27 protein-coding genes are annotated in these 26,007 nt (G+C 63.7%); 7 read left to right on the top strand and 20 right to left on the bottom strand.

The genetic code is table 11. From position 1 onward, the window contains the following. Positions 1-16: 16 nt before the first annotated feature. Complete coding sequence (locus tag HMPREF3157_RS01795) at positions 17-901, bottom strand: hypothetical protein (protein ID WP_052126869.1); 885 nt, start codon at positions 899-901, stop codon at positions 17-19. 72 nt (positions 902-973) lie between these two features. Continuing rightward, a complete protein-coding gene (locus HMPREF3157_RS01790; protein ID WP_070435345.1) occupies positions 974-1,567 on the bottom strand; it encodes a GNAT family N-acetyltransferase in 594 nt (197 codons plus the stop codon). A 90-nt stretch (positions 1,568-1,657) separates the two neighbouring features. On the opposite strand from HMPREF3157_RS01790, the gene HMPREF3157_RS01785 reads away from it, so the two are divergent. From HMPREF3157_RS01785 to HMPREF3157_RS01770, 4 genes are all read left to right on the top strand, one after another. Next, positions 1,658-2,281 (top strand): 5-formyltetrahydrofolate cyclo-ligase, encoded by a 624-nt coding sequence (locus HMPREF3157_RS01785; RefSeq protein WP_081976464.1) that lies wholly within the window; start codon positions 1,658-1,660, stop codon positions 2,279-2,281. A gap of 98 nt (positions 2,282-2,379) precedes the next feature. Next, a complete protein-coding gene (locus HMPREF3157_RS01780; RefSeq protein ID WP_016664343.1) occupies positions 2,380-3,057 on the top strand; it encodes an SAF domain-containing protein in 678 nt (225 codons plus the stop codon). A gap of 70 nt (positions 3,058-3,127) precedes the next feature. After that, the gene (gene mscL, locus HMPREF3157_RS01775) at positions 3,128-3,526 is read left to right on the top strand and encodes a large conductance mechanosensitive channel protein MscL (RefSeq protein WP_016664342.1); all 399 of its coding nucleotides are present in this window, start codon (positions 3,128-3,130) and stop codon (positions 3,524-3,526) included. Positions 3,527-3,750: 224 nt separating this feature from the next. Beyond that, entirely contained in the window at positions 3,751-4,653 is a 903-nt protein-coding gene (locus tag HMPREF3157_RS01770; RefSeq protein ID WP_070435344.1) for an HhH-GPD family protein, read from the top strand. Positions 4,654-4,667: 14 nt separating this feature from the next. Here HMPREF3157_RS01770 and HMPREF3157_RS01765 read toward each other — a convergent pair whose 3' ends face one another. Together HMPREF3157_RS01765 and HMPREF3157_RS01760 are read right to left on the bottom strand one after the other, a co-directional pair. Continuing rightward, on the bottom strand, positions 4,668-5,291 hold the full coding sequence (locus HMPREF3157_RS01765; RefSeq protein ID WP_070435343.1) for a DedA family protein: 624 nt from the start codon (positions 5,289-5,291) through the stop codon (positions 4,668-4,670). Between the two features lie 22 nt (positions 5,292-5,313). Further along, on the bottom strand, positions 5,314-7,824 hold the full coding sequence (locus HMPREF3157_RS01760; protein ID WP_034372804.1) for an ATP-dependent Clp protease ATP-binding subunit: 2,511 nt from the start codon (positions 7,822-7,824) through the stop codon (positions 5,314-5,316). A gap of 209 nt (positions 7,825-8,033) precedes the next feature. Between HMPREF3157_RS01760 and mqo the strand changes: the two genes are divergently transcribed. Both mqo and HMPREF3157_RS01750 read left to right on the top strand, forming a co-directional pair. Then, positions 8,034-9,524, top strand: a complete 1,491-nt coding sequence (gene mqo, locus HMPREF3157_RS01755) for a malate dehydrogenase (quinone) (RefSeq protein ID WP_070435342.1) — start codon at positions 8,034-8,036, stop codon at positions 9,522-9,524. Positions 9,525-9,534: 10 nt separating this feature from the next. Then, on the top strand, positions 9,535-10,449 hold the full coding sequence (locus tag HMPREF3157_RS01750) for an aldose 1-epimerase family protein (protein WP_070435341.1): 915 nt from the start codon (positions 9,535-9,537) through the stop codon (positions 10,447-10,449). Positions 10,450-10,523: 74 nt separating this feature from the next. On the opposite strand, the gene HMPREF3157_RS01745 is transcribed toward HMPREF3157_RS01750, so the two are convergent. From HMPREF3157_RS01745 to HMPREF3157_RS01680, 14 genes are all read right to left on the bottom strand, one after another. Further along, positions 10,524-10,850, bottom strand: a complete 327-nt coding sequence (locus HMPREF3157_RS01745; RefSeq protein ID WP_070435340.1) for a histone-like nucleoid-structuring protein Lsr2 — start codon at positions 10,848-10,850, stop codon at positions 10,524-10,526. 131 nt (positions 10,851-10,981) lie between these two features. Next, positions 10,982-11,215, bottom strand: a complete 234-nt coding sequence (locus HMPREF3157_RS01740; RefSeq protein WP_070435339.1) for a hypothetical protein — start codon at positions 11,213-11,215, stop codon at positions 10,982-10,984. Beyond that, complete coding sequence (panC, locus tag HMPREF3157_RS01735) at positions 11,202-12,080, bottom strand: pantoate--beta-alanine ligase (RefSeq protein ID WP_070435338.1); 879 nt, start codon at positions 12,078-12,080, stop codon at positions 11,202-11,204. The genes HMPREF3157_RS01740 and panC overlap by 14 nt, the downstream gene beginning before the upstream one ends. After that, positions 12,077-12,970 (bottom strand): Rossmann-like and DUF2520 domain-containing protein, encoded by an 894-nt coding sequence (locus tag HMPREF3157_RS01730; RefSeq protein ID WP_256365770.1) that lies wholly within the window; start codon positions 12,968-12,970, stop codon positions 12,077-12,079. Before HMPREF3157_RS01730 ends, panC begins: the two co-directional genes overlap by 4 nt. Beyond that, on the bottom strand, positions 12,967-14,589 hold the full coding sequence (locus tag HMPREF3157_RS01725; RefSeq protein ID WP_070435336.1) for a PH domain-containing protein: 1,623 nt from the start codon (positions 14,587-14,589) through the stop codon (positions 12,967-12,969). The genes HMPREF3157_RS01730 and HMPREF3157_RS01725 overlap by 4 nt, the downstream gene beginning before the upstream one ends. Next, on the bottom strand, positions 14,586-15,146 hold the full coding sequence (locus HMPREF3157_RS01720) for a PH domain-containing protein (RefSeq protein WP_083288009.1): 561 nt from the start codon (positions 15,144-15,146) through the stop codon (positions 14,586-14,588). The genes HMPREF3157_RS01725 and HMPREF3157_RS01720 overlap by 4 nt, the downstream gene beginning before the upstream one ends. A gap of 33 nt (positions 15,147-15,179) precedes the next feature. Then, on the bottom strand, positions 15,180-15,695 hold the full coding sequence (locus HMPREF3157_RS01715) for a DUF3180 domain-containing protein (protein ID WP_040386516.1): 516 nt from the start codon (positions 15,693-15,695) through the stop codon (positions 15,180-15,182). Continuing rightward, a complete protein-coding gene (gene folK / locus HMPREF3157_RS01710) occupies positions 15,695-16,621 on the bottom strand; it encodes a 2-amino-4-hydroxy-6-hydroxymethyldihydropteridine diphosphokinase (RefSeq protein WP_070435335.1) in 927 nt (308 codons plus the stop codon). The genes HMPREF3157_RS01715 and folK overlap by 1 nt, the downstream gene beginning before the upstream one ends. After that, positions 16,618-17,568: a dihydropteroate synthase gene (gene folP, locus HMPREF3157_RS01705; RefSeq protein ID WP_070435334.1), complete on the bottom strand. Its 951-nt coding sequence runs from the start codon at positions 17,566-17,568 to the stop codon at positions 16,618-16,620. Before folP ends, folK begins: the two co-directional genes overlap by 4 nt. A 40-nt stretch (positions 17,569-17,608) precedes the next feature. After that, entirely contained in the window at positions 17,609-18,211 is a 603-nt protein-coding gene (gene folE / locus HMPREF3157_RS01700) for a GTP cyclohydrolase I FolE (protein ID WP_034374759.1), read from the bottom strand. Between the two features lie 27 nt (positions 18,212-18,238). Then, a complete protein-coding gene (ftsH, locus tag HMPREF3157_RS01695) occupies positions 18,239-20,272 on the bottom strand; it encodes an ATP-dependent zinc metalloprotease FtsH (RefSeq protein WP_070435333.1) in 2,034 nt (677 codons plus the stop codon). A gap of 119 nt (positions 20,273-20,391) precedes the next feature. Continuing rightward, positions 20,392-20,937, bottom strand: coding sequence for a hypoxanthine phosphoribosyltransferase (gene hpt, locus HMPREF3157_RS01690; RefSeq protein WP_016664325.1), 546 nt, complete (start codon positions 20,935-20,937; stop codon positions 20,392-20,394). 43 nt (positions 20,938-20,980) lie between these two features. Beyond that, positions 20,981-22,081 carry a tRNA lysidine(34) synthetase TilS gene (tilS, locus tag HMPREF3157_RS01685; RefSeq protein ID WP_016664324.1) on the bottom strand — a complete coding sequence of 367 codons (1,101 nt, stop codon included), beginning with the start codon at positions 22,079-22,081 and terminating at the stop codon, positions 20,981-20,983. Next, positions 22,078-23,580: a D-alanyl-D-alanine carboxypeptidase/D-alanyl-D-alanine-endopeptidase gene (locus HMPREF3157_RS01680; protein ID WP_016664323.1), complete on the bottom strand. Its 1,503-nt coding sequence runs from the start codon at positions 23,578-23,580 to the stop codon at positions 22,078-22,080. Before HMPREF3157_RS01680 ends, tilS begins: the two co-directional genes overlap by 4 nt. A 194-nt stretch (positions 23,581-23,774) precedes the next feature. Here HMPREF3157_RS01680 and HMPREF3157_RS01675 point away from each other — a divergent pair, with 194 nt between their 5' ends. Beyond that, positions 23,775-24,287 (top strand): inorganic diphosphatase, encoded by a 513-nt coding sequence (locus HMPREF3157_RS01675; protein ID WP_016664322.1) that lies wholly within the window; start codon positions 23,775-23,777, stop codon positions 24,285-24,287. Between the two features lie 74 nt (positions 24,288-24,361). Here the strand turns inward: HMPREF3157_RS01675 and HMPREF3157_RS01670 are convergent, their stop codons facing one another. Together HMPREF3157_RS01670 and HMPREF3157_RS01665 are read right to left on the bottom strand one after the other, a co-directional pair. Further along, positions 24,362-25,105: a hypothetical protein gene (locus HMPREF3157_RS01670; RefSeq protein ID WP_016664321.1), complete on the bottom strand. Its 744-nt coding sequence runs from the start codon at positions 25,103-25,105 to the stop codon at positions 24,362-24,364. 43 nt (positions 25,106-25,148) lie between these two features. Next, positions 25,149-25,856 carry a peptide deformylase gene (locus HMPREF3157_RS01665; protein ID WP_016664320.1) on the bottom strand — a complete coding sequence of 236 codons (708 nt, stop codon included), beginning with the start codon at positions 25,854-25,856 and terminating at the stop codon, positions 25,149-25,151. Positions 25,857-26,007 lie beyond the last annotated feature (151 nt).

Raw genomic sequence — 26,007 nt, 5'->3', positions numbered from 1 at the left:
CTCGGGCCCGCAAGCCTTAGGCGCGGCGGCGGCGCATGACGTCGTCGACGGTGAGCCCAGATCCGATTACCTGGGCGTGAGAGGCGTGGTAGGCACCCTGTTCGGCCTCGGCTTCACGCTCTTCGACATCGGCGGCCTCGAGGGCGCTTCCGGTCGAAAGCGCGCCGTAGCGGAAGCTCACGCGCGAAGCGAAGCGTTCATCGGCGAGAGCCTTGCCTGCCCCGGCTTCACGGGCCTCGAGCACCTGACGCAAGAAGGCTTCGTGGCGCTCGGCCGGGCTCATCTCGCTCGGGCGCGCGGTCTCAACGGCCGACGTTTGCGCGATGTCGTCGTGGCCGGCGTCGGGGGTGGCGCACTTTTCGCCCTCGGCGTCGCTCTCCTCAAAGGATGCTTCTTCGGTCTCGTTAGCCTCGGCCCGAGCGTGATTCGAGCGCAGTGAGCGCGTGGTGCGCAACGCGACGAGGTACAGGCCGAGCGCGGCCACCGCCCCTAGCGGAAGCCAAATGCTGGTGAGCGAAAGCGACGTCGTGACGATGCTGACGAGAGTTGCGGCGACGAGGAGAACGAGAAGCGCGGTGAGCGCGGTATTGAGGGCCGAACGCGGCGCTCGGTCGTGCACGAGATCCGTGCGTTCCTCTACACCAAAACGCGGGCGGGATGTTGGATCCGCGGGGCGGAGAAGGCTGCGGTTCTCGGGCATTTCGGTCACCTCATGTGAAAAAGAAGAGTAGGTGCGGCAGGCGTCGGTGACGTCCCTGGCGCTCTCGGAGTGGCGCTGCTGAGCGACTTTTTCCGCCTCCCCCAGGGTGTACCGACGGTCAGCGGTTTTGGGGACGGCATACAGGAGCCACACGCCTACGAGGAGGGCGATCAGCACCGCACCGAGATTAAAGCTGTCCACCCCTCGATCGTAAGGACTCCTCCCGCCCCCACCTCGCACATTCGCCCGCGTGTCGCGCCCGTAGGGCGCACCTCACCGCACGGGTGGGACCCGATCGAGCAAAAGGCCCCTGGCGGGGATCTCCTCGCTGGTGATCGCAAATACGCGATGATCACGCCACGCCCCCGCGACGTAGATACTGCGCTCGCGAATGCCCTCTTCCCGCAACCCCAGTTTGTCGACGACTCGGAGGGAAGCAGAGTTCGCGGGTCGCACAAGGACTTCGACGCGGTGAAGCCCCTCCCCAATGAGGACTTCTTCGAGCGCGAGAGCGAGGGCACGCGGCGCAATCCCGCGCCCCGCCCACTCGGGACTCACCCAATACCCCGCGTGTGCGGTCGATATTGACCCGAACACGATCGGCGAAAATCCGATGTGCCCCACGAAGGTTCGCTCGTGAAAAACCCCAAGCGATGACCACGGAATCTCGCGGCCCTGACGCCTCAGAGCGGTGAACTGTGCCCCGTAGGAAGGATAGGGCTCGCCATCGCCCCCATCGCCCCACGAAGGATCGCGCGCTTCCCACCGCTCGAGCCATTGAGCGCTGCGCTCACGCGCGCGCACGTACGCTTTGCGATCACGGCGGACGAAAGGCCGGAGCGTGAGCGGGGCATCACGGAGTCTCATGAAGCGAAGCCTAGCGCCCAAGAGCTTGTTCGGCCGTACCGGCGGATCGCCGCGCAGCTAAAACGACGGTCCTCGTGACACGATGGGCCCATGAACGAATCCCTTATGCCCGCAACGAAGCGCGAGCTCCGCCGTGAGATCCTCCGCGCTCGCCGCGAAACCTACGTAGCCGCGGTAGCCCGAGAGAGCTCCGCACGCATCCGAGCGCAACTAGAGGAGCACATTGACCCGTGGATCAGCGCCCGCGGCCGCTGCCTCGTCATCGCCGGCTACAGCCCCGTGCCAGCCGAAGCGAGCGCCCTCGCCTGGCTTCGCCGCAAAGCGCGCGAGGGCCACACGGTCATCCTGCCCACGTTCGAGGGAGAGCTCCTGGGCTGGCGCGCGTGGGACGGGGAGGAATCGCTCGTCCCCTCCGACGGCGCGAAGTTTGGTTCTGAGCCGACGGGCACGTCCTTCGGAACCGCGGGCCTGGCCGACGCCGACCTCATCATTACGCCCGCGGTCGCGGTTGACCGATCCGGCACACGCCTCGGACACGGCAAGGGCTACTATGACCGGGCCCTCGCGTATGCCCGTCCAGAAACCCGCGTACTCACCTTGATCCACGAAACCGAGCTTCTTGATGCCGGCTCGCTGCCCCGCGAAGAACACGATGTTCCGATCCCCGAGGTTCTCACCGAGGCCGGACTCGAGATCCTTAGCCCTCCTGTCTAGCGCCGCCCTCACAGCGGTACGCGCTCCACATCGCCCTGCCTTCCCCACCTCGGCTCTAGGCGCCCCACGCGCCGAGATCCGGCTTTAGCGTGGGGCACATGGGAGAACATTCATCGCTCGAGCGGGCTCGGCGCGCGCTCGCCACCGCGGCCCCACACGTGAGGCGCGCAATACGGAAGAACAGGGCGCTGCTGGCCCTCGTCGCCATCGCCGGATTCGTGAGTCTCAGCGCCCCGCCACTCGCTGCGCACGTGCTTCCGGGGACCCCGGTCGTTGTCGCTGCCCACGCGATCGCCGCTGGTGAGACTCTCGACGACAGCGACCTCACGACGGTGATGGTGAGGCCCGATCTCATCCCCGCCGGTGCGTCACGGCAGCCACACGAGCTCGTAGGCGAAAGCACGGCAGGCGCCATCAACCAAGGCGACCTGGTTCTTCGCGAGAATCTACGCGAGGCCGCTCCCTCACTCGACCCCGAGCACGCTCTCGTGTCGATCCCGATCGCGCCAGGAAGTGTCATTGAGGGGGCCGAGGCGGGAACTCAGCTGAGGCTCGTGTGCGAACGCCTCTCTTCGTCGATAGATGCAGACCGTCCCGCTACTCTCAGCGAGGTCCGCGCCGTTTTGCGCGAATCTCATGGCTCCGCGGATAGCTCTGGGACGATGTTCGCGGCCTCCGGCTCCCCCACGGCCACGGTCGAAATCGATCGTGCGCACATTTCAACTATTGCGCATTGCACATCCGCTACTCCCCCGTTTGTCGCCGTTGTCCGCTAGTTTGTCTTTCGAAGACTTAAGCCGGCTATCGCCGGATCTGCTCCGAATACCCTTATCGAAAGGAACGGCCGTGAACGGATTCAAGGAATTCATCATGAAGGGCAACGTTCTCGACCTCGCGGTCGGCGTTGTCATCGGCGGTGCATTCACCGCCCTCATCAAGGCTTTCGTCGATCACCTCATTCAGCCCGTCGTCGCCGTTTTCGGTGGCGCAAACGTTGATGGCTTCGCCTACCGCATCATCGCGGACAACAAGGCGACCACCCTCGACTTTGGCGCAATTATCTCCGCGGTCATCTCCTTCCTCATCACCGCGGCAGTCGTGTACTTCGTCTTCGTGCTGCCCGTCAACAAGGCGCGTGAACTCGACAAGAAGCGCCGCGGCATCACGGAGGAGGTCACGGAACTCACCGACATCGACCTTCTCACCGACATCCGCGACCTTCTCAAGGCGCAGAACACCAAGTAAGCCTTAACTCGCATGTGCGAGTTGATCTCACGCCCCGGCGGCGCAGGCGAAACCGTGAGGTTCGCCTGCGCCGCCGGGGCTTTCTCATGATCGGTTGTTTCTTACTACAGCAATGCCCAATCTCGGACCTTAAGAGCAACCGCGCCCACCTGCGTCCCCTCAACGGCGCGCCCCCATAGGCAGTCCTCGCGAGCGCCTGCCGAACCTCGGTAGCATGGAGCGCTATGCCTTCATGCCCCGACCTCTACGAGCCAGTCGCCACGTGGTTTGCGACCCACCGTCGGCCCCTACCCTGGCGTGATTCGCACACGAGCCCATGGGGCGTTCTCGTCAGCGAAATCATGAGCCAACAAACCCCCGTGTCCCGCGTTGCAGAGCCCTGGCGCGCGTGGATGAAGCGTTGGCCAACCGCGCACGCGCTCGCCCATGCCGACGCTGCCGAAGTCCTGCTCGCGTGGGGATCTCTCGGCTACCCCCGGCGCGCTCTTAGGCTTCTCGATTGCGCGCGCATCGTCGAGCGGGACTACGGCGGAGAACTCCCGGTTGGCGTGGACGCGCTCACTGCGCTACCGGGAATCGGCTCCTATACCGCCGCGGCAGTGGCATGTTTCGCGCAGGGGCAGCGCGCGTGCGTGCTCGATACCAACATCAGGCGCGTACTGACGCGAGTGCTCGACGCCAAACCCTCGGTTAAAGCACACGTGACGAAGCGCGACCGCGATCGCTTCGACGCGCTGGTTCCGGACGACCCCGAGCGCGCGCGCATTTGGAATGAGGGCATCATGGAGCTCGGTGCGCTCGTGTGCCGTGCCCGCACGCCCCTTTGCGAGGCATGCCCACTTGCGCCTCACTGCGCGTGGCTTGATGCTGGGCGCCCCGGTCTCGGCGAGCGCACGACACGCCCGCAGGGGTATGAAGGAACAGATCGACAGATCCGCGGAAAAATCCTCAAGACCCTACGCGAGGGTGGTGAGGCCACCGTCGGAACTCTCGAGGGTGAAAGCGGGACGGACCGAGACCGCTTCGCACGGCTTCTGGCCGACCTCCTTGACGAAGGGTTCATTTCGCGCACGCCGGAGGGAAAAATCGCTCTCGGTTCGCCTGCGCGATTCTCACCGCGGAACTAGCGGTTGCGCGCGGGTCAGGCCTGTTCCGACGCCTGCTTCGCCTTCAATGCGTGAAACCTTCGGACGATGCGCTCAACGAGAAGCGAGAAGGCGAACGCCAATACGAGCGCCGCGACGATTCCAAGCAGCGGATGCGCCTCGAACCACTGGCCGGCAAGTGCCCCGATAAGGCTTGAATAGACGGCCCACATGAAGGTCGCGAGAATAATGCGCGGCGTAAAAAGAGCACGCGGATACTCAAGACCACCGGCGACGAGGTTCACCGCCGTGCGCCCAAGGGGAATGAACCGCGCCGTCATGAGGTAGGTGAAGGCGTGCCGTTCGAGGCCACGCTCCGCGGCCTCGACCGCTCGATGCCCGCGACGGCCTTCGTTAAAGAACGAAAGCTTCTGCCACGGAAGCATACGGCCAATCTGGTAGGTCACGTGGTCGCCGACCGCGGCCCCTGCCCAGCCCGCCAGGATGAGCAGAATAAGCGACGGCTTACCGGAGGTCGCCCACAGGGATCCGAGCGCGACGAGCAACGATTCGCTGGGAACCGTGGGAAAGAAAGCGTCCACGAGGGAGAAGGCGGCGACCACGAGGTGGACCCACCACGCTTCTCCCGCGTGGACGACAATCTCTTCGACGACGTGCATGTCTAGGACTCACGCACAAAGGCTAGCCAGCGATGTCCTCAACAGAAATGTCCTCGGAAATCGGTTCGAGCTCGCCTTCGGCGTTTTTCGTTGCGAAGGTGAAGACCCCGAGCGGGCCCTCGCCTTCGGCATCGATAACGATCTCGTCGCCGTCCTTCACCTGGCCGAACAGGATCTTTTCGCTGAGCGCATCCTCGATGTCGCGCTGAATGGCGCGGCGAAGAGGACGGGCGCCGAGAACCGGGTCGTAGCCCTTTTCTGCGAGAAGCGTGCGGGCCTGCGGCGTCAGCGTCACCGACATACCGCGCTCCGCAAGGCGCGTATCGAGGCGTCCCACCATAAGGTCGACGATCTGTGCGATCTCCTCGCGAGACAGCTGCGGGAACACCACGATGTCGTCGACGCGGTTGAGGAACTCGGGGCGGAAGTGCTGCTTGAGCTCCTCATTCACCTTCGCCTTCATGCGCTCATAGCTCGTCGAGAGGTCGCCGCCGGCCTGGAAACCAATCGAAACGCCCTTCGCGATGTCGCGCGTGCCGAGGTTGGTCGTCATGATGATGACCGTGTTCTTGAAGTCCACGACGCGGCCCTGCGAATCGGTGAGGCGGCCATCCTCGAGGATCTGCAGGAGCGAGTTGAAGATGTCAACGTGCGCCTTCTCAATCTCGTCGAAGAGCACCACCGAGAACGGCTTGCGGCGCACCTTTTCGGTGAGCTGGCCACCCTCGTCGTAGCCGACGTAGCCGGGAGGCGAACCGAACAGGCGCGAAGCCGTGTGCTTCTCACCGAACTCCGACATATCGAGGGTGATGAGAGCATCCTCGTCACCGAAGAGGAACTCGGCGAGAGCCTTCGCGAGCTCGGTCTTGCCAACGCCGGTGGGGCCAGCGAAGATGAACGATCCGCCAGGACGCTTCGGGTCCTTGAGGCCCGCGCGGGTCCTACGAATCGACTGCGACAGCGCCTTGATCGCTTCGTTCTGGCCAACGACGCGCTTGTGCAGCTCGTTTTCCATATTGAGCAGGCGCGTGGACTCGGCCTCGTTGAGCTTGACGATCGGGATGCCAGTCGCAGCAGCGAGCACCTCGGCGATGACGTCATCGTTCACGACGCTGATCGAATCGGATTCGCCGTTGCGCCACGCGTCTTCCTTGGCCTTGCGCTCGGCCGTGAGCTTCTGCTCGTCGTCACGGAGGCTCGCGGCCTTTTCGAAGTCCTGCGCATCAATTGCGGATTCCTTCGCCCGCTTGGCCTCTTCGATCTTCTGGTCGTATTCCTTGAGCTCGGGCGGCGCCGAGAGGCGGCGGATGCGCAGGCGCGCACCGGCCTCGTCGATCAGGTCGATCGCCTTATCCGGGAGGAAGCGATCGTTCACGTAGCGGGCAGCGAGCTGCGCCGCCGCTTCGAGGGCGTCATCCGTAATCGTGACCTTGTGGAAGGACTCGTAGCGATCGCGCAGCCCGCGGAGGATGTCGATGGTCTCCTCGACGCTCGGCTCCTCGACCTGGATCGGCTGGAAGCGGCGTTCAAGCGCTGCATCCTTCTCGATGTGCTTGCGGTACTCCTCGAGTGTCGTGGCACCGATGGTTTGCAGCTCGCCGCGCGCGAGCATCGGCTTGAGGATGTTCGCCGCGTCGATTGCGCCTTCTGCGGCACCGGCGCCGACGAGCGTGTGGATCTCGTCGATGAACAGCACGATGTCGCCGCGAGTCTTAATTTCCTTGAGCACCTTCTTCAGGCGTTCCTCGAAATCGCCCCTGTAGCGCGAGCCAGCCACGAGCGAGCCGAGATCCAGCGTGTACAGCTGCTTGTCCTTGAGCGTTTCGGGGACGTCACCCGCGACGATCGATTGGGCGAGCCCCTCGACGACGGCGCTCTTACCAACGCCCGGCTCGCCGATCAGAACGGGGTTGTTCTTTGTGCGGCGGCTGAGCACCTGCATGACGCGTTCGGCTTCGCGCTCGCGGCCGATGACGGGGTCGAGCTCCTGGTCGCGAGCTGCCTGCGTGAGGTTGCGCCCGAACTGGTCGAGCACGAGGGAGCCCGACGGTGTCCCCTCTTGGTTGCCGCCACCGGCGTTCACGGTTTCCTTGCCCTGGTAGCCGGAGAGGCGCTCGATGACCTCCTGGCGCACGGCAGCGGGCTGGGCGTCCATGCGCGTGAGGACCTTGACGGCCACGCCATCGCCCTCGCGCAGAAGGCCGAGGAGGATGTGCTCGGTGCCGATGTAGCCGTGGCCGAGCTGAAGCGCCTCGCGAAGGCTCAGCTCGAGGACCTTCTTGGCGCGGGGCGTGAACGGGATGTGCCCCGTGGGGGCCTGGGTGCCCTCAGTGATGATTTCACGCACCTGTTCGCGCACGCCCTCGAGTGTGATTCCGAGTGATTCGAGGGCCTTGGCTCCCACGCCCTCACCCTCGTGGATGAGGCCCAGGAGGATGTGCTCGGTGCCGATGTAGTTGTGGTTGAGAAGACGCGCCTCATCCTGCGCGAGCACAATGACTCGGCGGGCGCGATCGGTAAACCTCTCGAACATGAATCTCCCTTGGTGTTTCGGCGTTGCCTACGAGCCTACTGCCTGCCTACTTTCGAGGGGCGGTTGTTCGCCAGCGGCGTGAAAGGCTCGCGCACAAGCGCCTAGGATTGAATGACGAGTCATCGCCGGTGCCGCATTCACAGCTGAGACGCGGCCGGCGAGCCGTACGTACGGTGCCCGCCTCACACATCGAAGGAGCAACGCCACTTATGAGCCACTTCGCGACTGTTTCGCGCGATCAGGCGTCCCTCACCGTCGAGCGCGCCGATGCGGTGCTCGTCGGCGCGGGCATCGCGTCGGCGACGCTCGCAATGCTCCTAAGCGAGCTTGAACCGTCGTGGACGATTGTCGTGCTAGAGCGACTTGACGGGGCGGCGCTCGAGTCCTCGCACGCGTGGAACAACGCGGGCACCGGCCACAGCGCACTGTGCGAGCTCAACTACACGCCCGTGGATGCGCACGGCCGTATCGCGATTGAGAAAGCGGTCGCGATCAACGAGAAATTTCAGATCTCGAGGTCGTGGTGGGCCCATCTCGTCGACGCCGGCCACCTCGAGGCTCCGCACGAGTTCATCCGAACCGTCCCCCACATGAGCCTCGTCCTCGGGCAGGAGAATCGACGGTTTCTCAAGGCCCGGCACGAAGCCCTTGCCGCGCATCCGCTCTTTGCCTCGCTCGACTACTCCGAAGACCCAGCTACGCTCGCTGAGTGGGCTCCGCTCGTCATGGAGGGCCGATCCACGCGCGAGACTCTCACGGCGACCCGCTCCCTTGCGGGGACCGACGTCGACTTTGGTGAGCTCACCCGTTCTCTCCTCGCCGCAGCCGAAAGCGTTCACACCAGCGTTCACTACGGCGCCGATGTCGTGGATCTGCGGCGCATGGGGCGCGAGTGGGGCGTCATGGCCCGCACGAGCAGCGGCACGCACGTCGTTCGAGCCCCATTCGTCTTCGTGGGCGCAGGCGGCGCGGCGCTCCCCCTCCTCCAACGCTCCGGTATCGATGAGATTCGCGGCTACGGCGGTTTTCCCATCTCGGGGCAGTGGCTGCGGTGCACGAATCCCGAGCTCGCCGCGCGACACGAGGCGAAGGTGTATGGGAAGGCAGCCGTCGGAGCGCCCCCGATGAGCGTTCCCCATCTTGATACGCGCATCATCAATGGGACTCGCGAGCTCATGTTCGGCCCCTACGCCGGCTGGAGTCCCAAGTTCCTCAAGTCTGGATCCGTCACGGATCTATTCCGTTCCGTTCGCCCCTCGAACGCTCTTCCCATGGCATCCGTGGCCCCAGGAAACCTTGACCTCTTGGCGTACCTCATGAGCCAGCTCACGCAGAGCTTCGAGGATCGCCTTTCAGCTCTGAAGGAATACTTGCCGCGCGCCGAAGCTCAGGATTGGGAGCTGCTCACCGCAGGTCAGCGCGTGCAGGTGATCGCGCCCACATCGCGCACGCGTGGAACGCTGCAATTCGGCACCGAGCTCATCACGTCGGCCGATGGCACCATGAGCGGACTTCTTGGCGCCTCCCCCGGTGCCTCGACCGCTACCTCCATCATGCTCGGCCTGCTTACACGCGCTTTCCCCGAGCACAGCAGCGCGTGGGCACCGCGGCTGAGGGTGATGTTCCCCGACGGCGAGAGCCCGCGTGACAATCTCGACCGCACGAGCCGCATTCTTGGCCTCACGCAACCACCTCGATGAAAGGACACTCATGAGCATCACCAATTCCCCTTTCAGGGGCACGATCATTACCCTCGCAAACGGTGACGCACGTGCAGAGCTCACGAGCGTCGGTGCCTCCCTGAATCGCTTCAGCATCAACGGCCGGGAGTTTCTCGTGCCGAGCCCCCTCGACGAGGTGCAATTCGGCTATCGCGGCGGAATCATCGCGCCGTGGCCAAACCGCATCGGCGACGGCGTCTATACGTATGACGGATTTGAATACGAACTTCCGCTTAACGAACACGAAAGGCGAAACGCGCTTCACGGGCTCGTATGCTGGAGCGATTTCTCCGTAGAAAACCGCACGGAAAACTCGGTCGAATTCGCACACCGTATCGTCCCCGTGCCCGGGTATCCCTTCCCGCTCGAGATTCGCGTACGCTACGCACTTCACGACCGCTCAATCGCGACTGCAGTAACGGCAACCAATCTCGGTGAGCGCACCGCCCCGTACGGCGTGTGCCCGCATCCCTATGTTGTGCCGGGGCCCGAAGACATGGCCGAATGGAGCACGCTCGTGCCAGCCTCCCACGTTCTCGAAGTCGACGACCGCCTCCTTCCCGTCGCCCTTTCTCCCGTCGAGAACCACCCCGACCTCGACCTCGACGGCACCCCCATCGGCGAGCGCACCATCGATCACGCCTACACGGGCTTTTCTGAAGGACGCATTAGCGTGCGCAGCGCGAGCGGCGAAGTGTGGGTCCAGTTCGATCCGAAGGAACTCCCCTGGACGCAAATCCACACGGCCGACCACCCTGACCCGAGCAAGAATCGCGCCGGCCTCGCCGTCGAACCCATGACGTGCCCTCCCGATGCTTTCCGCTCAGGCACGAACCTTGTACATCTTGCCCCCGGGGCCTCACACACTGCGTCGTGGACCATCGGCGGCACCGCACTCGATTAGTCGCTACTCAAGGCAGAGAAAAAGCGCCGCCCCGAAGTAATTCCCGGCGCGGCGCTTTTTAGGTGCGGGAGCGCTCAGCCTTCGTGAGCGGCGTAGTAAGCCTCGCGAACCTCAGCGGCGATGCGGCCGCGATCCGAAACGTTGTAGTTGTTCTCGAGCGCCCACTTGCGGATCTTCGCGGTTTCCTTCGCGCTGCTAGGCGTGCGCGAGCTGCGACGCGCACGACTACCCACGCGGCGGGCGGCGACGATCCACTTGGTCATGTCTGCGTGAAGTTCCTCGACGTGAGCGTTCGAGAGGTCGATCTCGTAGTCGACACCTTCGAGGGAGAATGAGACGGTGAGATCCGCCTTAGAGCCGTCAAGATCATCGACGAGTTCGGTAAAAGTCTTGGTTGCCATCGAGGCCATCCTCTTGAAGTTTTAGAACATTGGTCGACCGATTCAGCGGCAAAGCGCGTCAACGGTTAAAAGCAGGATAATCGCTCACAACAAAGGTGGCAACCACTTTAGCGCGATTAGAAAGCGCGATTTTATTTCAACGTCGTTGCGTCTTTACGTTTTTCCGCGTTGGCGGTTTGCCCCGTTCTTACAAAGCGCGACGCCTCGGGATGAGCGGCAATGTACTCGCGCTCGGCTTGCCTTTCTGCCTCACGCTGATGCTTATCAGCGCGTACAATCGAGCGCAGAACGAGCCAGAAAAGGAGTCCAATCCCGATCGATGGCACGAGTGCTCCAAGCTCGAATGCCCAATCAATATTTCCCACTGTGCGCCTCCTTCGATGTTTGCTGTGCCTCGGCAGGAGCAAGGTTCACGAGTGCATTGTCGATCAGACGTACACCCTCCACCCTCGCGGCGAGCACGACGAGCGCCTCGCCTACGAAAGCCTGGTCAATCTCCTCGAAAGTCGCCGGGTTCACCGCGAGCCGGTAATCCCACGTCACTCGCGAGGATTCCTCATGCGTGCGAAGAAGCGCGAGAAGCTCAGCCGCCGTCGGGCACTCAAGCGCCTGAGAAAGGAGACCCGAAAGCGCGAGGGCATCCGCCCGTCCGCTTTCACTCAAATAGCTATTGCGCGAGCTGCGTGCGAGACCCGATTCTTCGCGCACGATCGGCACCCCTACAATTTCGATGCCCAGATTAAAGTCGTGGACGAGCCGACGGATTACCGCGAGCTGTTGCGCGTCCTTTTGGCCAAAGATCGCGACATGAGGCTGGGCAAGAAGGAAAAGCTTAAGTACGACGGTCGCCACGCCATTAAAGTGGCCGGGGCGAATCTCGCCCTCGAGCATGCGCCCAATCGGCCCCACATCAACCTGGAACGGTTCCGGGTACGGGTACATGTCGCTAGCCTCGGGGGCGAACATCGCATCGGCGAGCGTGCCGACGAGTTCGAGGTCTGCTTCGAGCGTACGCGGGTAGCGCTCATAGTCCTCGCCGGGGCCGAACTGAAGAGGGTTCACGAAGTTCGACACGATCACGTGGTCGGCGCGCGAGCGTGCCTCGCGAATGAGACTGAGGTGTCCCTCGTGGAGCGCCCCCATCGTGGGTACGAGCGCGACGCTCCCCTTGCCCTTGATGCCAGCCCGGTATGCCTGCAGTTCCTTAACTGTGCGGATGAGCGTGGTCATGTCTCCTGCCTCGTCTCGTTATCGCGTGCAAGAAGCAATTCTAATGCCGCTCTATCCGCATCACCGATCGGCGCGATGTCGAGCGCGGCACGCGCGAGGGCCCGGTACGTGGGCAGGGTGGAGCCTAGGTCCAGCTCAGTAAGTGCTGCGAGGTGGTTTCCGACGGTTCCCGCATCACCGCGCTGCACAGGCCCCGTGAGCGCTCCCGGCCCACGACGAAGCACCTCCTCGAGACTCGCCTGGAGAAGGGGACTCACGAGCTGGGAAGGGTCTTCGACGCCGATCGAATCGAGGATCGCAAGCACCTGACTCACGAGCACGACGAGGTGATTCGAGCCGTGCGCGAGTGCCGCGTGGTAGGCCGTGCGATCACCCTCCGCGATATCGACGCTTATGCCGTCAAGTTCAAGCACAAGCGCTTTCGCAATTGGCGCGAACATCGGCCGGGCCGTAATCGCCCACGGGCAGCCCACGAGCCTGCCAAGATCAAGCGAGGTTCCCGTGAACGTCATCGCCGGATGGAGCGCGAGCGTGATCGCCCCCGCCTCCTCGAGCGGCCGAAGCACGTCAATCCCGTAGCGGCCGGAGGTATGCGCGATGATCTGCGCTCCCGGAACAACCCCGCGCTGCGCGAGGCTCGCCGCGAGGGGCGCAAGCTCGTCATCGGGAACGGCGAGCAGCACGAGTTCACTGCGCTCGACAATCTCTTCGGGACTGAGGATGGGGGCGCCGGGCAGCAGAACATCGGCGCGCTCTCGGGAAGCGTCGGACTTCGCCGCCACCCCCGTGATCTGGTGTCCCGCTGCACGAAGCGCGTTCCCGAGCACCGCACCCACGCGCCCCGCGGAAACGATGCCGACGCCCATGCGTGCAGGCTCCGCAGGGCTCACGCCGTTCCGCCCAACAATCGCGGCTGAAGCCAGCTTTCACGCGCGCTAAAGCGGCGTGACAGTCCTGCGTCCGCGCCGAGGGTCGCGCACAGAGCTGCCGCATCAGCAACGGGGATATCGTGAATCTCGAAAGACCCGCCCGCATAGGCGATTGACAGATCAGCGCAGCCTATGCGCCGAGAGATTGGTCCTTGCGAAAGTTCAACCCCCTGGATGCGGTCGCGAGGGATCACGGCGACGGTGCGAGTAAGCCACCCCTTGCGCCCAAGAAGCGCGTGACGGGTGAGCGCGTACACGTGGGTGCGCCGGCTGATCGGGTTCGACCAGTGGAAGGGCCGCGCGCCGGGCAGCTGCGATTGCGGCGCCGCGAGAAAACCCTGGAGCAGGGCCGTGTCGCTCGTGCCCAGCACAGCGGGGCTCGGCGCCTCAGCCCCGTCATGCATCGCGGGGTGCACGATGAGATCGCCCGTCGGCGGCATGAGATGCGAGAGCGTCGCTTCGAGTTCGGAGGCGGTTCCCACGGGAAGAATACGGCCGGAGCCTTCCGTCACGGACTCGAGTTCCTCCATGCCCGCGGTTTTCGCGGTCACGTCGCACCAACCGCGTGAACGCCACAGGAGCGGCTGCGAAATCTCTACCTCTTGAAGCTTCGAGGCTGTGAGGTTATCGCTGCGCGAGTTCAAAAGTCCTCGCCGCGCACGCAGACCCGTCTCGGTCGCGCGTGAGGTGAAGCCCCAGCCGGAGTCGACGCGCGAGAAAATCATTCGAGGAGCCGCAAGCAGCGCGGGAACCAGCGTGAAGAGCGATGCTGCCGAGAGCGAAAACTCGCCACTTGCAAAGGACGCGATAAGCCAGATCGCCGTCATGACGATCGAAAACGCGAGCCAGATCATGAGCGAAATATCAAGCACGAGCGAGTGAAGGATGCGCGAGGTCGGGATCCGCGCCAGCAGTTCGCCATTGGAATCCGAGTCATAGGCAACAGACTCGGCGCGTTCTACGATGCTCGGTGCGCCTTCGCCCACTTCGCCTGGCACCGCGTTTTCGGAAGCCTCAGGCGCGGTCTCACCGGGTGCGGGGTTCGCCGCCACACGCCCATGAGGCGGCACATCCCCGCGGGCGAGCTCGAGTATCGTCGAGTGGATTTCTTCGGCCTTCGCCCTACCTAGGTACTGAAGGTCCACGTGGGACTCGCCCGCGCCAGCAAGCTCGATCCGCACCTTGGAGAGCCCCACAAGCCGTGCCATGAAAGGCCGTTCAACAGATACCGAGTCGATGCGCTCACGCGGGGCAATTCTGCGTTTCGTGCTCAAGAATTTTTCACGCACGAAAACGCCGTGTTCCGTCACCGCATACGTCGTGATCCACCACGGGAGGCCGCCGGTAACAATCGCCACAAGGACAATGCCAAGGGCGCCGAGCCCGAAGAGCCGTAGATTATCGGCGTTCACGACTCCGTGCTTGGCGAGGTCCTCGATGAGCTCGTAGTTTTGAAAACCGACGATCGCCACGATCGCCGTGACGAATTTCCAGCCCATGACGAGCGGCGTGAGAGGGTGGAACCTCGAGTATGCGGACTCCGGTGGGTCATTGGCGAGAGCGGGAGACTGTTCGGTCACAGCGCCGCCATCTTTTCACTTGCCTCGCGAGTCACGAGGTCGCGAATGCGCTCGGCTTCCTTGCGCTCGAGGCCCGGAATCGAGAGGTCTGAAATCGAGCCTCCCGCGGTTTTCAGCGTGATGGTCGAAAGCCCGTACGCGCGCTCGATGGGGCCTTCGTCGATGTTGATGTCCTGGATTCGGCCGTAGGGAACGATCGTGAGGGAACGGAACATAATGCCGCTGCGAAACACGATGTCGTTGTCACGCGTGAGGTAGCCCAGAGCGCGTGCGCGGCGAGGGGTGAACACGAACGACTGGGCCACGAAGAGGTACACGGGGATGGTGCACAGGTGCACCCACCACGGCCACGACAACACGGCCGTGACAATGTGGAGCGCGATGCACGCCGCAATCATGGGCACCCACCGCGCCAGTTTGCCGAGGAACCGTACTTTGACGAGCTTCGGCGACACGCGTGCCGTACGCGGATCGGTCGCGGAAAAGGGCTCGTCGAGCATCGTGCGCTCGACATCGGCGGCCTCGAGGGTCGGCATCGGGACTGCTGAGTTACTCATGAGAATCTTTCTAGCACAGCGGCTACGGGAGCTTCAAAGGGAGCCTGCGCTCTCACCCGCGCGGCCCACGGACCCGGAGTCGGTAGGCGGCAGAGTCCCCCACCGTTCTACGATGAGGCCGATCACCGCGAGGATGAGCGCGCATAGCGCGTCGAATCCGAGTGGAAGAATCGCGCCGGAAAGCGTCCCACCCCCGGACGTCGCGAGAAAGGCGCACATACCCGCGTAAAAGCCCGCACCAATTGCCCCCGTATAGGCCGCGGCACGCGCGGCGATGAGAATTCGATAGGCAACAACCATGTCGAGCTGGTGCTTGCGCGGCGTGAGCGGGTGAGTTCGCGCTCGCTCACGAGATTCATCGAGATATCTCTTCACGCGGAGCCCAAGGGCAAGAACGACGGCGGAAAGAACCAGGAACACGATTCCCGGCATGATGCCGGCAACGGGGACCGGGGCACCTCGCGAGGCAAACGCGAGAGACAGCCCGTGGCCCGCAAGGCCTGCCACGAGGGCAATTCCTACAAGTCGGAGCGCAGGAGTTTTTGTCATCACACACCCTTGCGTGGGCGAGCCTCGCTTGCGAAACCTGCAACGCGGGGACCGGGGCGCAGCCCCGCACGGTCAGGGGCGACCTTCACAAGGTCCGACGCTTGCCGGCCATCGGGGAAACTCCACTCGGGGTCGATGTCAAGCATCGGTGCGAGAACAAAGGCGCGTTCGTGTGCTCGCGGATGCGGAAGCGTGAGTCGCTCATCGTCGCACGTGAGCTGTCCCCAGGAAATGAGGTCGAGGTCGAGGGTGCGCGGCCCCCACCGAAGGGTGCGGGTGCGCCTTGCAGCATTCTCGATCTCATGGAGTGAGTCGAGAAGCTGCCACGGGCTGAGCGACGTCTCAAGGAGCGCGGCGGCGTTGAGGTACACGTCCTGATCAATATCGCTGACGGGATCGGTTTCAAAAACGCGGCTCGCGGCGATGAGACGGGTCTCGGGGATCCGCGCAAGTGCCGCGAGAGCACCGGCGAGGAAGTCCTCGCTATCGCCAAGATTTGAGCCAAGCGCGATGAAAGCCCTCACGGGTGCCGCGCGCCTCGTGAGACGAACGCGTGCGTCGGTGAAGGGCTGCGGAATCGGCGCGGTGGGCTTGTGGACGTTCACGCTCACTTCGCGCACGAGGACATGCCGCTCAAGTACGCACTGAGCGATGCGCTCGGCGAGAGTTTCGATCAGGTCGACGCTTCGCCCCGCGACGACTTCCTCGACGATGGCCGCGGCGTCCGCGTAGCTCACGCTGCGCTCGAGCGCGTCATCCCGCCCCGCCGAGCGCGTGTCCACGCGCATATCGACATCAACGAGAAAGTCGTGTCCCTGCGCTTTTTCACTCTCGAAAACGCCGTGCTTACCGTGCACGCGCACGCCGTCGACAGCGACGTGGGATAGCGGAGCGGGTACAGAAAAGGCAATATCATTCCACGTCATGCTCGAGCACCGCTTTCATAGTTGCGGTCCGCGACGCTTGCGCCGAGCCCCATATCGCGCCCATCAGGACCTGCCATTAGTCGCTGCATGACGCGGATGTTCGCGACGCTCGAGGCGACGTCGTGGACGCGCACCGCCCACGAGCGGCGAAGCTGCGCGAGGCCGCTCAACGCCGCCGTGCCGGCGTCCCGATCAACATCGAGAGCGCTCACGAAGCGCTTGCGGCTCACCCCGATGAGGAGTGGGAGCTCGAGCGCCTCGACGTCACCGATCTGGTCATAGAGATCCCAGTTGTCCTCGCCGGTCTTGGAAAACCCGAAGCCGGGATCGGCGACGATACTGTCACGGGCAATGCCCGCGCTCACCGCCTTGTCGATTTGCTCGCCTAATTCACGCGCGACATCTGTGCCGATGGCCTCGTAGCCCGTGCGTGACATTGCCTCCTCAGAGTGGCCGCGCCAATGCATCGCGATATAGACGGGGGCGGTACCGAGATGGGTGGTGAGGCCGGCGACCGTGGAGAACATGGCGGGATCAGCGAGTCCAGCCGACACGTCGTTGACGATGAGCGCGCCCGCTTCGACCGCGGCACGCGCGACCGAAGCACGCATCGTATCGATGCTCACGCACATGCCGCGCTGTGCAAGGGCCTCAACAACGCGCACCGTGCGGCGAAGCTCCTCTTCTTCACTCACGCGGATTCCGCCCGGACGCGTCGATTCACCCCCGACATCGATGATGTCGGCGCCCTCGCTCACCAGGCGCTCGGCATGTGCGATCGCATCCTCGTGCTCGTTGTACCGGCCACCGTCGGAAAACGAATCCGGGGTCACGTTCAGCACCCCCATGACGAGCGTCCGCTCGCACGTGAGCGAAGAGGGCAGGCCCTCCACACGCCGCCACGCGGGGGCGCTAGAGAAGTCCAGAACCGATCGCGTCGCGCTCATGAGATGACCTTTCTCGCCTCGGTGGGCGGTGTCGCATATTTCAGTGGTGCAGGCCCGTGAGAATGAGGCTCATCGCCTCCGAACGCGTGGCCGCGTTCGATTGCAGGGAGCCGCGCACGGCACTCGTCACGGTCTCCGCATTCGGAGACTTCACGCCACGCATCGCCATGCACAGGTGCTCGGCCTGAAGAACGACAATCGTGCCGTGTGCCTGGAGCTCCTCGTGGATCGCATCGGCGATCTGGCTGGTGAGCCGCTCCTGCACCTGGGGCCGCGCCGCGTACCCTTCGACGAGCCTTGCGAACTTGGACAGCCCCGCAACAGTTCCATCCTTGCCAGGAACGTACCCCACGTGGGCGCGGCCGAAGAACGGCACGAGGTGGTGCTCGCACATGGAGTAGAAGCGAATATCGCGGACAAGAACGAGCTCGCGGTGCTCGACCTCAAACTTCGTCTGCATGTGGACGCGGGGATCCTCGTGGAGGCCGCGAAAAACCTCCGCGTACATACGGGCGACGCGACTAGGCGTATCCACAAGTCCGTCGCGGCTTGGGTCCTCGCCAATCGCCTCGAGGATCTCACGCACGGCGCGTTCGATTCGCGCGTGGTCGACGCTACCCACCGCGTTGTGACTCTCGCTCATCATCTCTACTTTCATTCCCCGGGCGCGCTACTCGGCACCGGGGATGTGCGGTGAACCATCGCCCGGCTGCGGTAGCTCGGGAGGGGTGCCGCCAAGTTCCTCACCGGCCTCGTGGTTCTCGGTCCCGTCAGGAATGGTGCTGCCGATCGTGCCGGGACGGTCGCTACCCGCGAGCGGTTCGTTGAACACGGGGCGGTCCTCGCTCGACTGCCACACCTCGCGCGGCGGGCGCTTGTTGACGTCCTTGAAGATTTCAGCGAGCTCCTTCTCGCCGAGGGTCTCCTTCTCGAGGAGTTCCTCGACGAGATGATCGAGTACAGGACGGTTGGTCTTGATAACGCTCCACGCTTCATCGAGGGCGTTATCGAGAAGGCGGCGCACCTCCTCATCGATGAGACGCGCGGTGTCCTCGCTGTAGCCGGGCCCCTGGCCTTGCTGCATGCCGACGAAAACCTCGTCCTGGCCTTTGCCGAGGGCGACCTGCCCCACGGTGGCGCTCATGCCAAGCTCGGTGACCATGGCTCGAGCGATGCTCGTGGCGTTCTTAAGGTCGGAGCTCGGTCCGGTCGTCACGTCGTGGAAGATGCCCTCTTCGACCGCGTAGCCACCCATTGCGTAGGCGAGGCGGTCGAGTAGCTCGTTGCGGCTTTGATAGTTGCGGTCGGCCGTCGGCACCACCATCGTGTAGCCGCCCGCGCGACCGCGCGGCAGGATCGTCACCTTCGTGACGGGTGCCGAGTTGTTGAGTGCCGCGGCGACGAGTGCGTGCCCGCCCTCGTGGTAGGCCGTCATCTGGCGCTCGCGCTCGGTCATGACTTTCGAGTAGCGCTGCGGGCCCATCGATACTCGGTCGATCGCCTCGTCGAGTGCACGCATGTCGATGATCTGATTGCCCGAACGAGCCGTGAGAAGCGCAGCCTCATTGAGAACGTTGGCGAGATCGGCACCGCTCATGCCGATCGAACGGCGCGCGATGTTATCAAGATCGACGTCGGCAGCGAGAGGCTTGCCTTTCGCGTGCACCTCGAGGATCTTACGGCGCCCCTTGAGGTCCGGAGTTTCCACCGCAATCTGGCGGTCGAAACGACCCGGGCGAAGTAGCGCCGGATCGAGGATGTCGACGCGGTTGGTCGCGGCGATGAGGATGACGTTTTGATGCTCCTCGAAACCGTCCATCTCGACGAGCATCTGGTTGAGGGTCTGCTCGCGCTCGTCGTGGCCGCCGCCCATGCCGGCTCCACGGTGGCGCCCCACGGCGTCGATCTCGTCGATGAAGATGATCGCCGGCGCGTTTTCCTTCGCCGTATTGAACAAATCGCGCACGCGGCTCGCACCAACGCCCACGAACATCTCCACGAAGTCGGAGCCCGAAATTGAGTAGAACGGGACCCCTGCCTCACCGGCAACGGCCTTCGCGAGGAGGGTCTTACCCGTGCCCGGAGGGCCGTAGAGGAGGACGCCCTTCGGAATCTTCGCGCCTACGGCGTGATAGCGCTCGGGGCTCACGAGGAACTGCTTGATCTCATCGAGCTCCTCGACCGCTTCCTCAGCACCCGCAACATCCGCGAACGTCACTTTCGGCATGTCCTTGTTGAAGAGCTTCGCCTTCGACTTGCCAAACTGCATGGCGCGCCCGCCACCCTGGGCGTTCATCATCCAGAACCAGAAGAGGCCAAGGATCACGAGGAGGGGGAAGAAAGTGAGCAGGAGCTGGCTCCACCACGACGGTGTTGCGATCTTATCCGTGTAGCCTTTCGCCGGCTTCGCTTCGCTCACGGCCTTGACGACATCATCGCCGCGGGCGGTGACGTACGAAAACGCGACCCGCTTCCCCTTGTCCTCAAAGTCTTTCGTCAACACGAGGTTGACGCGCTGTTGATTGCCGTCGATGATTTCGGCTTGCTCAACGGTGTTGCCTTTGAGGAGCTCAAGCCCCTGCTCGGTGTCGATGTCTTGGAAACCGCCGCGTCCAAAAAAGCTCAGCGCGAGAAGAACGATCGCGAGAGTCGCGAGGCTCCACAGCCACAGATTACGGGCGGGGGATTTCTTTTTTTCTGCCATGTGAGGTGCTAATTCTTACGTTCTCTTGAGGGCGGAGCAAACGCCCCGCGCGCGTATGGTGAATGAGCGCGAATCTACCCCGAATCGCTGGACAGGGGCTGTCAGAAGCCCCAATGTTCTCAATCGGCGTAGACGCTTGGCTTGAGAATCCCAATGTAGGGAAGGTTGCGGTACTTCTCGGCATAGTCGAGGCCGTAACCGATCACGAACTCGTTCGGGATGTCGAAACCCACGTATTTCACGTCGATATCGACCTTGACCGCCTCCGGCTTGCGCAGGAGGGTGCAGATTTCGACGCTCTTTGGCCCGCGCGAGCGGAGGTTGGTGCGAAGCCAGCTCAGGGTCAGGCCGGAGTCGATGATGTCCTCGACGATGAGCACATGGCGATCGGTGATATCAGCGCTCAGGTCCTTGAGAATACGCACGACACCCGAAGATTTCGTGCCGCTGCCGTAAGAACTCACGGCCATCCAATCCATGTCCACGTCAAGCGTGATGGCGCGCGCGAGATCCGCCACGACCATGACTGCACCCTTGAGCACGCCAACGAGAATCGGGGCCTCATCTTTGTAGTCGCGATCAATCTCTGCGGCGAGTTCGCTGATCCGCTCGCGGATCGCCTGCTCGTCGAGCAGGATGCGCTCGACGTCCTCATCCATGGTCATGGGGGTCCTTCCCGGTGCGTCGCGTTATCGAGGTCACGGGGCCTCAGCCTGATGTATCGCGCACGCGACTGTCTCGGGCCCGGAAAACGATGAGTCCTTCGTCGCGTACCGCTTCGATCTTACCCGGAAGGGGGATGGGACCCTGGCCTCGATAGGCGGAAATGAGGGAGTCAACGTGAAGGATCTGACGCCGAAGGAGCGACTTCCCGGAACTCGAGCCCGAACGCGCGCTCGCATGGGCGATGGCGCGCTTCAGCACGCGCGTGCGCAGGGCTCGGTCAAGCGGGGCCAGGGAATAAGCGTCAAGCGCGAGTAGTCCGGGGGTGGCACTCGGGGGGTTCCGACGCAGGCCCGCATAGGCCTCTTCCGCCTCTTTGTCGAGGTAGTCGGCATCGTCTCGCAGAAGGTCGGCGGTCCGCACGAGGTTCGCGGCCACCTGCTCGCCGAGAATCTCGGCGAGCATCGGCAAGGCGCGCGTACGGGCCGCGACCCGCAAGTATTTCTCGTCGTCGTTCATGGGATCGTCCCACACGTCGAGATCGAGGGCGTCGCACACGGCCCGGGTATCACGCCGCCACAGCCCCGTCTTCTCGTCCCTTCCCGTCCCGAGGAAAGGGCGAAGGAGTGCTCCCCGCTGGCGGGGAATCCCCGCGAGGGAGCGCGCCCCCGCTCCGCGTGCGAGCCCGAGCAGCACCTGCTCAGCTTGATCGTCGAGGGTGTGCCCGAGGAGAAGTCCGAGCGCGTGGCGCTCCTCGAGGGCTGCCTCGAAGGCTTCGTGGCGGGCGACCCTCGCCGCGTTCTCAAGCCCGCCTTCTCCGGCGGTATCGACGTGGATCCGGCGAATGTGGCAGCGTGCAAGCCCGAGCCGCTCGCACTGGAGCGCCGCCCGCTCAGACACCGAGGCGGAGTGCTCTGATAGGCCGTGGTCGATGAGCACAGCTTCGACTTCGAGTCCGAGCCGTGACGCGACCCACTGGGTCGTCGCGGCGAGGGCAAGCGAATCTGCGCCGCCGCTCACCCCCACGAGAACGCGCGGTAGAAGGCCCGCCCCGTCGGAGCGGTCGGCGCATTCCTCGAGCCGGGAGGCGAGGGCGGCTTTCACCGCTACGCGAGCACGGGCAACTGGTTCGGGCGGGCCGCTCACTGCCCGTCCCCCTCGGGCGCTCCGCCGCCTTCAGCCGAAGCAGAGGAGTCATAGAGGCCGGCAGGCGTCGGACCTCCCGCGGCGACAATAGCGCTCGCCACATAGTCCACGACTGCTCGCGCTTCCCCGTACCCTGCCGAGGTTGAATCGTAGGCGAAAATCGCGTAGCCAACCACACGGCCGTCAGCCAGCACCATCGTGCCTGCAAGGGTCGAGGTCCCCGAGAGGGTGCCCGTCTTCCCGCGCACGATTCCGCGCGCTTGCTCCGCACCATCTTCGCCAAAGCGTTTCGTGAGAGTCCCTGTAAGGCCACCGATTGGGACAAGCGCGAAAGTATCCTTGATCGCAGTGGGCGCCTCCCCCGACGCCCACGCCGTGAGCTGCGCAAGAAGCAACGGTGAGATTCGGTTGTCCTTCGAGAGGCCCGAATTATCAGCAATCACGAGCCCCTCGGTGGTGAAGCCGCCTTCCCGAGCGACCTCGTCGAGCTCGGCTTTGACCGCCTCTCGCGCCCCAGCAACCGTTCCGGGATGTCCCGTGTGCACCGCGGAAAGTCGCGCGAGCGTTTCTGCGAGCGAGTTATCGGAATACAGGAGCGTGTGCTCGATTAAGTCGCGTAGCGGCGCGGAGTGCACGGCACCGATCTCGCGCGCCCCCTCGGGAGCGGAAGCGCGAGTAGGCACCGCCTCTACCGTGATACCGCGCTCGTTCAAGAGCTGCGCGAATGCTTTCGCCGCTTCGAGGGATGGATCCTCGACTTTCGGGCCGTAGGGCGTGCCGTCGGCGCGGCCACCATCCACGCCGAGCGGGGTAATTGGAGCAACCCACCCACCGGCCGGGCCGTTATCGCCCCACGCCGGATTGACCGGATCGTTGCCGAACAGCGAGTCGTCGAAAACGAGCTGGACTTTAGTGCGCCCTTCCTCTTTGAGCTTTGCTGCGCTCTGATCGGCGAGCGAAGCAAGCGAGGCTCGTTCGACGCCCTCTTTTGTCTCCTTCGCTTGCACGGTGAGGAGGTTGTCGCCACCACCGACGAGCACGAGACGCTCTCCGTCGAGCACGGCTCGCGTCGTAAACGTTGTATCCGGACCAATAGCCTTCGCAGCGGCAAGCGCGGACAGAAGCTTCATGGTCGAGGCGGGGGTGAGCTGCACGCCTGATCCGTGCTCGGCGATGATGTCGCCGGTCGACGCGTCCACGACCGCATAAGAAACCTTGCCCGAGAACGCCTTGAGCCGTGGAAGGGCTGCTATCGCGGCGTTAATCTGATCTGCGCTCACGCTCGCTGCCGGCGATACTGCATCGTACGGACGCTCGTCATCCGTGCGCTCCCACGATTCACCTTCGGCAGGAACACCTTCGACCACGGCGTTCTTCTGCGTGCGCACGGTAAGCACGCCCGGAAAAGCATCGACGAGGTCGCCAAACGTATAAAAGGACAATGGCAGCGCGAGGGCGAGGGCAGCAGCGAGAACCTCCACTGCCTTCGAATTCGCCATTACTGCCCACTCCTTCTCGCCTCAGGAAAACGCGCCACGCGCCCTGCGTGTCTGTGACTTCGTGCAAAGTTTACGCGCGCATGAACCACTCGCGGCACAATCGAGCGCCTGCGAGCGCTGAACTTCGCTATTGTTACACGCAGAGGGCACGCCCCTCGGTCACATAGAACACCTTAGGCAATGGAGTCACACACGTGGAATTCGACGTCACGATCGAGATCCCGAAGGGGAATCGCAACAAATACGAGGTCGACCATCACAATGGTCGCATCCGGCTCGATCGCATGCTCTTTACAGCAACCCGATACCCCGATGATTACGGCTTCATTGAGGGCACGCTCGGTGAGGACGGCGACCCGCTCGACGTCCTCGTCCTTCTCGAAGAGGCGACGTTCCCCGGCTGCCTGATTCGCTGCCGCGCACTGGGAATGTTCCGCATGCGTGACGAGTCGGGCGGCGACGACAAGATCGTCGCGGTCCCCGTTGGCGACAAGCGCCAGATCCGTCGGCAGGAGCTCACCGACATTTCGGAGTTCCACCGACTCGAGATCCAGCACTTCTTCGAGGTCTACAAGGATCTTGAGCCCGGCAAGAGCGTGGAAGGTGCTCACTGGGAAGGCCGGGATGACGCGGAAGAGGAAATCCGCGCCTCCTACCGCCGCGCGAAGGGCACGGAACACGAAAACGAGTTCACCCAGGACATCTAGTCCGTATCCCCCAATAATGAGGGCGCTCCCGTCTTATCGGGAGCGCCCTCATTATTTCGAAAGCGACGTTTTCGCTAGTCGTCGAGACCTTCGGTCTTCTCGGCAAGCGTCGAAGGGACCGGATCATCCACGTGGCTAAAAACCTCTCGGGCGGCTTCGATCACTGTCTTGGTAAGTGCCTTGTTCCCGAGACCACCAATCACTGCACCGATACCAAACGGGATGAGGCGCCCGGCCCACAGCCCCGTGAAGCGACGCGTCACCGTACGCCGAATCCAGCGATTGACTTGCGTGTTCACCGCATCTGCGACAAATGGAGGTGCCATGCCATCGAGCACCGTCGACCACTGCAGGCCGCTCTTGCCGAGGGCCTTTGTGACGATCGCGGCGCCACGCTCACCGCCGAGAATGGCGAGAATAACCGTGCGGCGCACCGTCGGATCACTCATATCGACACCGTGCACGTGCGCGGTGCCGAGCGTCAAAAAGGCGCATGCTTCGGCAAAGGCGAAGCCCTCGCCCGCGGTGAGGGCGACCGCTGTGGCGGTACCCACCGCGGGAAGTGCGGCTACGCCGCCAATGCCGACGCCCGTGGCAACGGCCAGCTTCGTAAAGTGCCCCTCGAGCCGAGCGATGATCTGCTCATCGCTCCACGTGGGGTTCTTGCGGCGAAGAGAATCGACGTACTTGCGGGCAATCGGCCCCTGAAGCGCCAGAGCCTTATCGATCAGTTCGAATTGTTTGTCATCGATGAGCGATTCTTCGCCCTGTCCCTTCCCGCTCGATTTCTTAGACGTGCGCAGGTCCTTCGAGGCCATTGCTCTCCTTATCGTGGACGCTATCGGGCGCATCCGGGCTCTTTTACGCCCGCGTGCGGTGAAGATCAACGGTGCCGGGCTCAAGTTTGGCCACGTCACCGCGCAGACCAAGGTAGCGAACCGCGTCTGAAAGTTCGGTGTATCGATGCAGGTAGGAATCCTGCACAAACGAACGTTCAACACCGCGGTCATGACACAAAATGCCATCGAGATGATCACTCTCGTGCTGGAAAATTCGTGCGCGCCAGCCGGTCCAGACCTCGTCGAGTTCACGAACCTCACCGCCGGCGACGATTGCCGTACCGCGCACGCGTACGCTCTTTGGACGCGGCACGAGCGAGCGCCAGCCGTCGACGCTAAGGCAACCCTCCCACCCAAACGTCACGATGCTCTCGCCGTCAATCTCTTCGTAGCGCGGGTTGATGACTGCCATGAGGGGAAGATTGTCACGGTCGTAGAGCTCGTCATCGGCGTCGCGCTCCTCCCCCTCTTCGCGAACGACATCCTCCATGACAACGACGCGAATCGGGACCCCCACTTGCGGGGCAGCGACCCCGACGCCGGGAGCATCGTGCATCGTCACGACGAGCGCGTCAATGAATTGCGCAAGGAGCTCCGGATCGAGCGAGCCGGCGGCATCCTTTGACTTGGCGCGAAGTGCCGGATGCCCCGCCTGCACGATCCGGAGCGGAGCGTTTTCGCTCGGCCTCTTTGCAAGGGTTTTCTCAATCAGTTGCGCGAGGCTCGTCATGCCATCGCCGCCTTTCGTCGTCTATCGTCATCGCCTCGAAGGGCCGGGCCGCGTCTTTTCTTCCACGCTCCTGTCCGCAGCGAAAGCAGAAGGAACTCCGGGTGGCGGCAAGCGTCGGACTCCCCCGACAACACTACGGCCCCGCGCGTGC

The sequence above is a fragment of the Dermabacter sp. HMSC06F07 genome (genome assembly GCF_001807345.1).
Lineage (GTDB): Bacteria > Actinomycetota > Actinomycetes > Actinomycetales > Dermabacteraceae > Dermabacter > Dermabacter hominis.
This window is presented reverse-complemented; position numbering and strand designations above follow the sequence as displayed.

Coding starts and splice junctions, on each gene's coding strand:
- folP (WP_070435334.1), bottom strand. CDS start 17,568: ATGAGCGCGACGCGATCGGTTCTGGACTTCTCTAGCGCCCCCGCGTGG.
- ftsH (WP_070435333.1), bottom strand. CDS start 20,272: ATGGCAGAAAAAAAGAAATCCCCCGCCCGTAATCTGTGGCTGTGGAGC.
- HMPREF3157_RS01760 (WP_034372804.1), bottom strand. CDS start 7,824: ATGTTCGAGAGGTTTACCGATCGCGCCCGCCGAGTCATTGTGCTCGCG.
- hpt (WP_016664325.1), bottom strand. CDS start 20,937: ATGACCATGGATGAGGACGTCGAGCGCATCCTGCTCGACGAGCAGGCG.
- HMPREF3157_RS01790 (WP_070435345.1), bottom strand. CDS start 1,567: ATGAGACTCCGTGATGCCCCGCTCACGCTCCGGCCTTTCGTCCGCCGT.
- HMPREF3157_RS01770 (WP_070435344.1), top strand. CDS start 3,751: ATGCCTTCATGCCCCGACCTCTACGAGCCAGTCGCCACGTGGTTTGCG.
- HMPREF3157_RS01745 (WP_070435340.1), bottom strand. CDS start 10,850: ATGGCAACCAAGACTTTTACCGAACTCGTCGATGATCTTGACGGCTCT.
- HMPREF3157_RS01765 (WP_070435343.1), bottom strand. CDS start 5,291: ATGCACGTCGTCGAAGAGATTGTCGTCCACGCGGGAGAAGCGTGGTGG.
- folE (WP_034374759.1), bottom strand. CDS start 18,211: ATGAGCGAGAGTCACAACGCGGTGGGTAGCGTCGACCACGCGCGAATC.
- mqo (WP_070435342.1), top strand. CDS start 8,034: ATGAGCCACTTCGCGACTGTTTCGCGCGATCAGGCGTCCCTCACCGTC.
- HMPREF3157_RS01785 (WP_081976464.1), top strand. CDS start 1,658: ATGAACGAATCCCTTATGCCCGCAACGAAGCGCGAGCTCCGCCGTGAG.
- folK (WP_070435335.1), bottom strand. CDS start 16,621: ATGACGTGGAATGATATTGCCTTTTCTGTACCCGCTCCGCTATCCCAC.
- panC (WP_070435338.1), bottom strand. CDS start 12,080: ATGACCACGCTCATCCGCACAGTTAAGGAACTGCAGGCATACCGGGCT.
- HMPREF3157_RS01715 (WP_040386516.1), bottom strand. CDS start 15,695: ATGACAAAAACTCCTGCGCTCCGACTTGTAGGAATTGCCCTCGTGGCA.
- HMPREF3157_RS01750 (WP_070435341.1), top strand. CDS start 9,535: ATGAGCATCACCAATTCCCCTTTCAGGGGCACGATCATTACCCTCGCA.
- HMPREF3157_RS01780 (WP_016664343.1), top strand. CDS start 2,380: ATGGGAGAACATTCATCGCTCGAGCGGGCTCGGCGCGCGCTCGCCACC.
- HMPREF3157_RS01670 (WP_016664321.1), bottom strand. CDS start 25,105: ATGGCCTCGAAGGACCTGCGCACGTCTAAGAAATCGAGCGGGAAGGGA.
- HMPREF3157_RS01680 (WP_016664323.1), bottom strand. CDS start 23,580: ATGGCGAATTCGAAGGCAGTGGAGGTTCTCGCTGCTGCCCTCGCCCTC.
- HMPREF3157_RS01720 (WP_083288009.1), bottom strand. CDS start 15,146: ATGAGTAACTCAGCAGTCCCGATGCCGACCCTCGAGGCCGCCGATGTC.
- HMPREF3157_RS01665 (WP_016664320.1), bottom strand. CDS start 25,856: ATGACGAGCCTCGCGCAACTGATTGAGAAAACCCTTGCAAAGAGGCCG.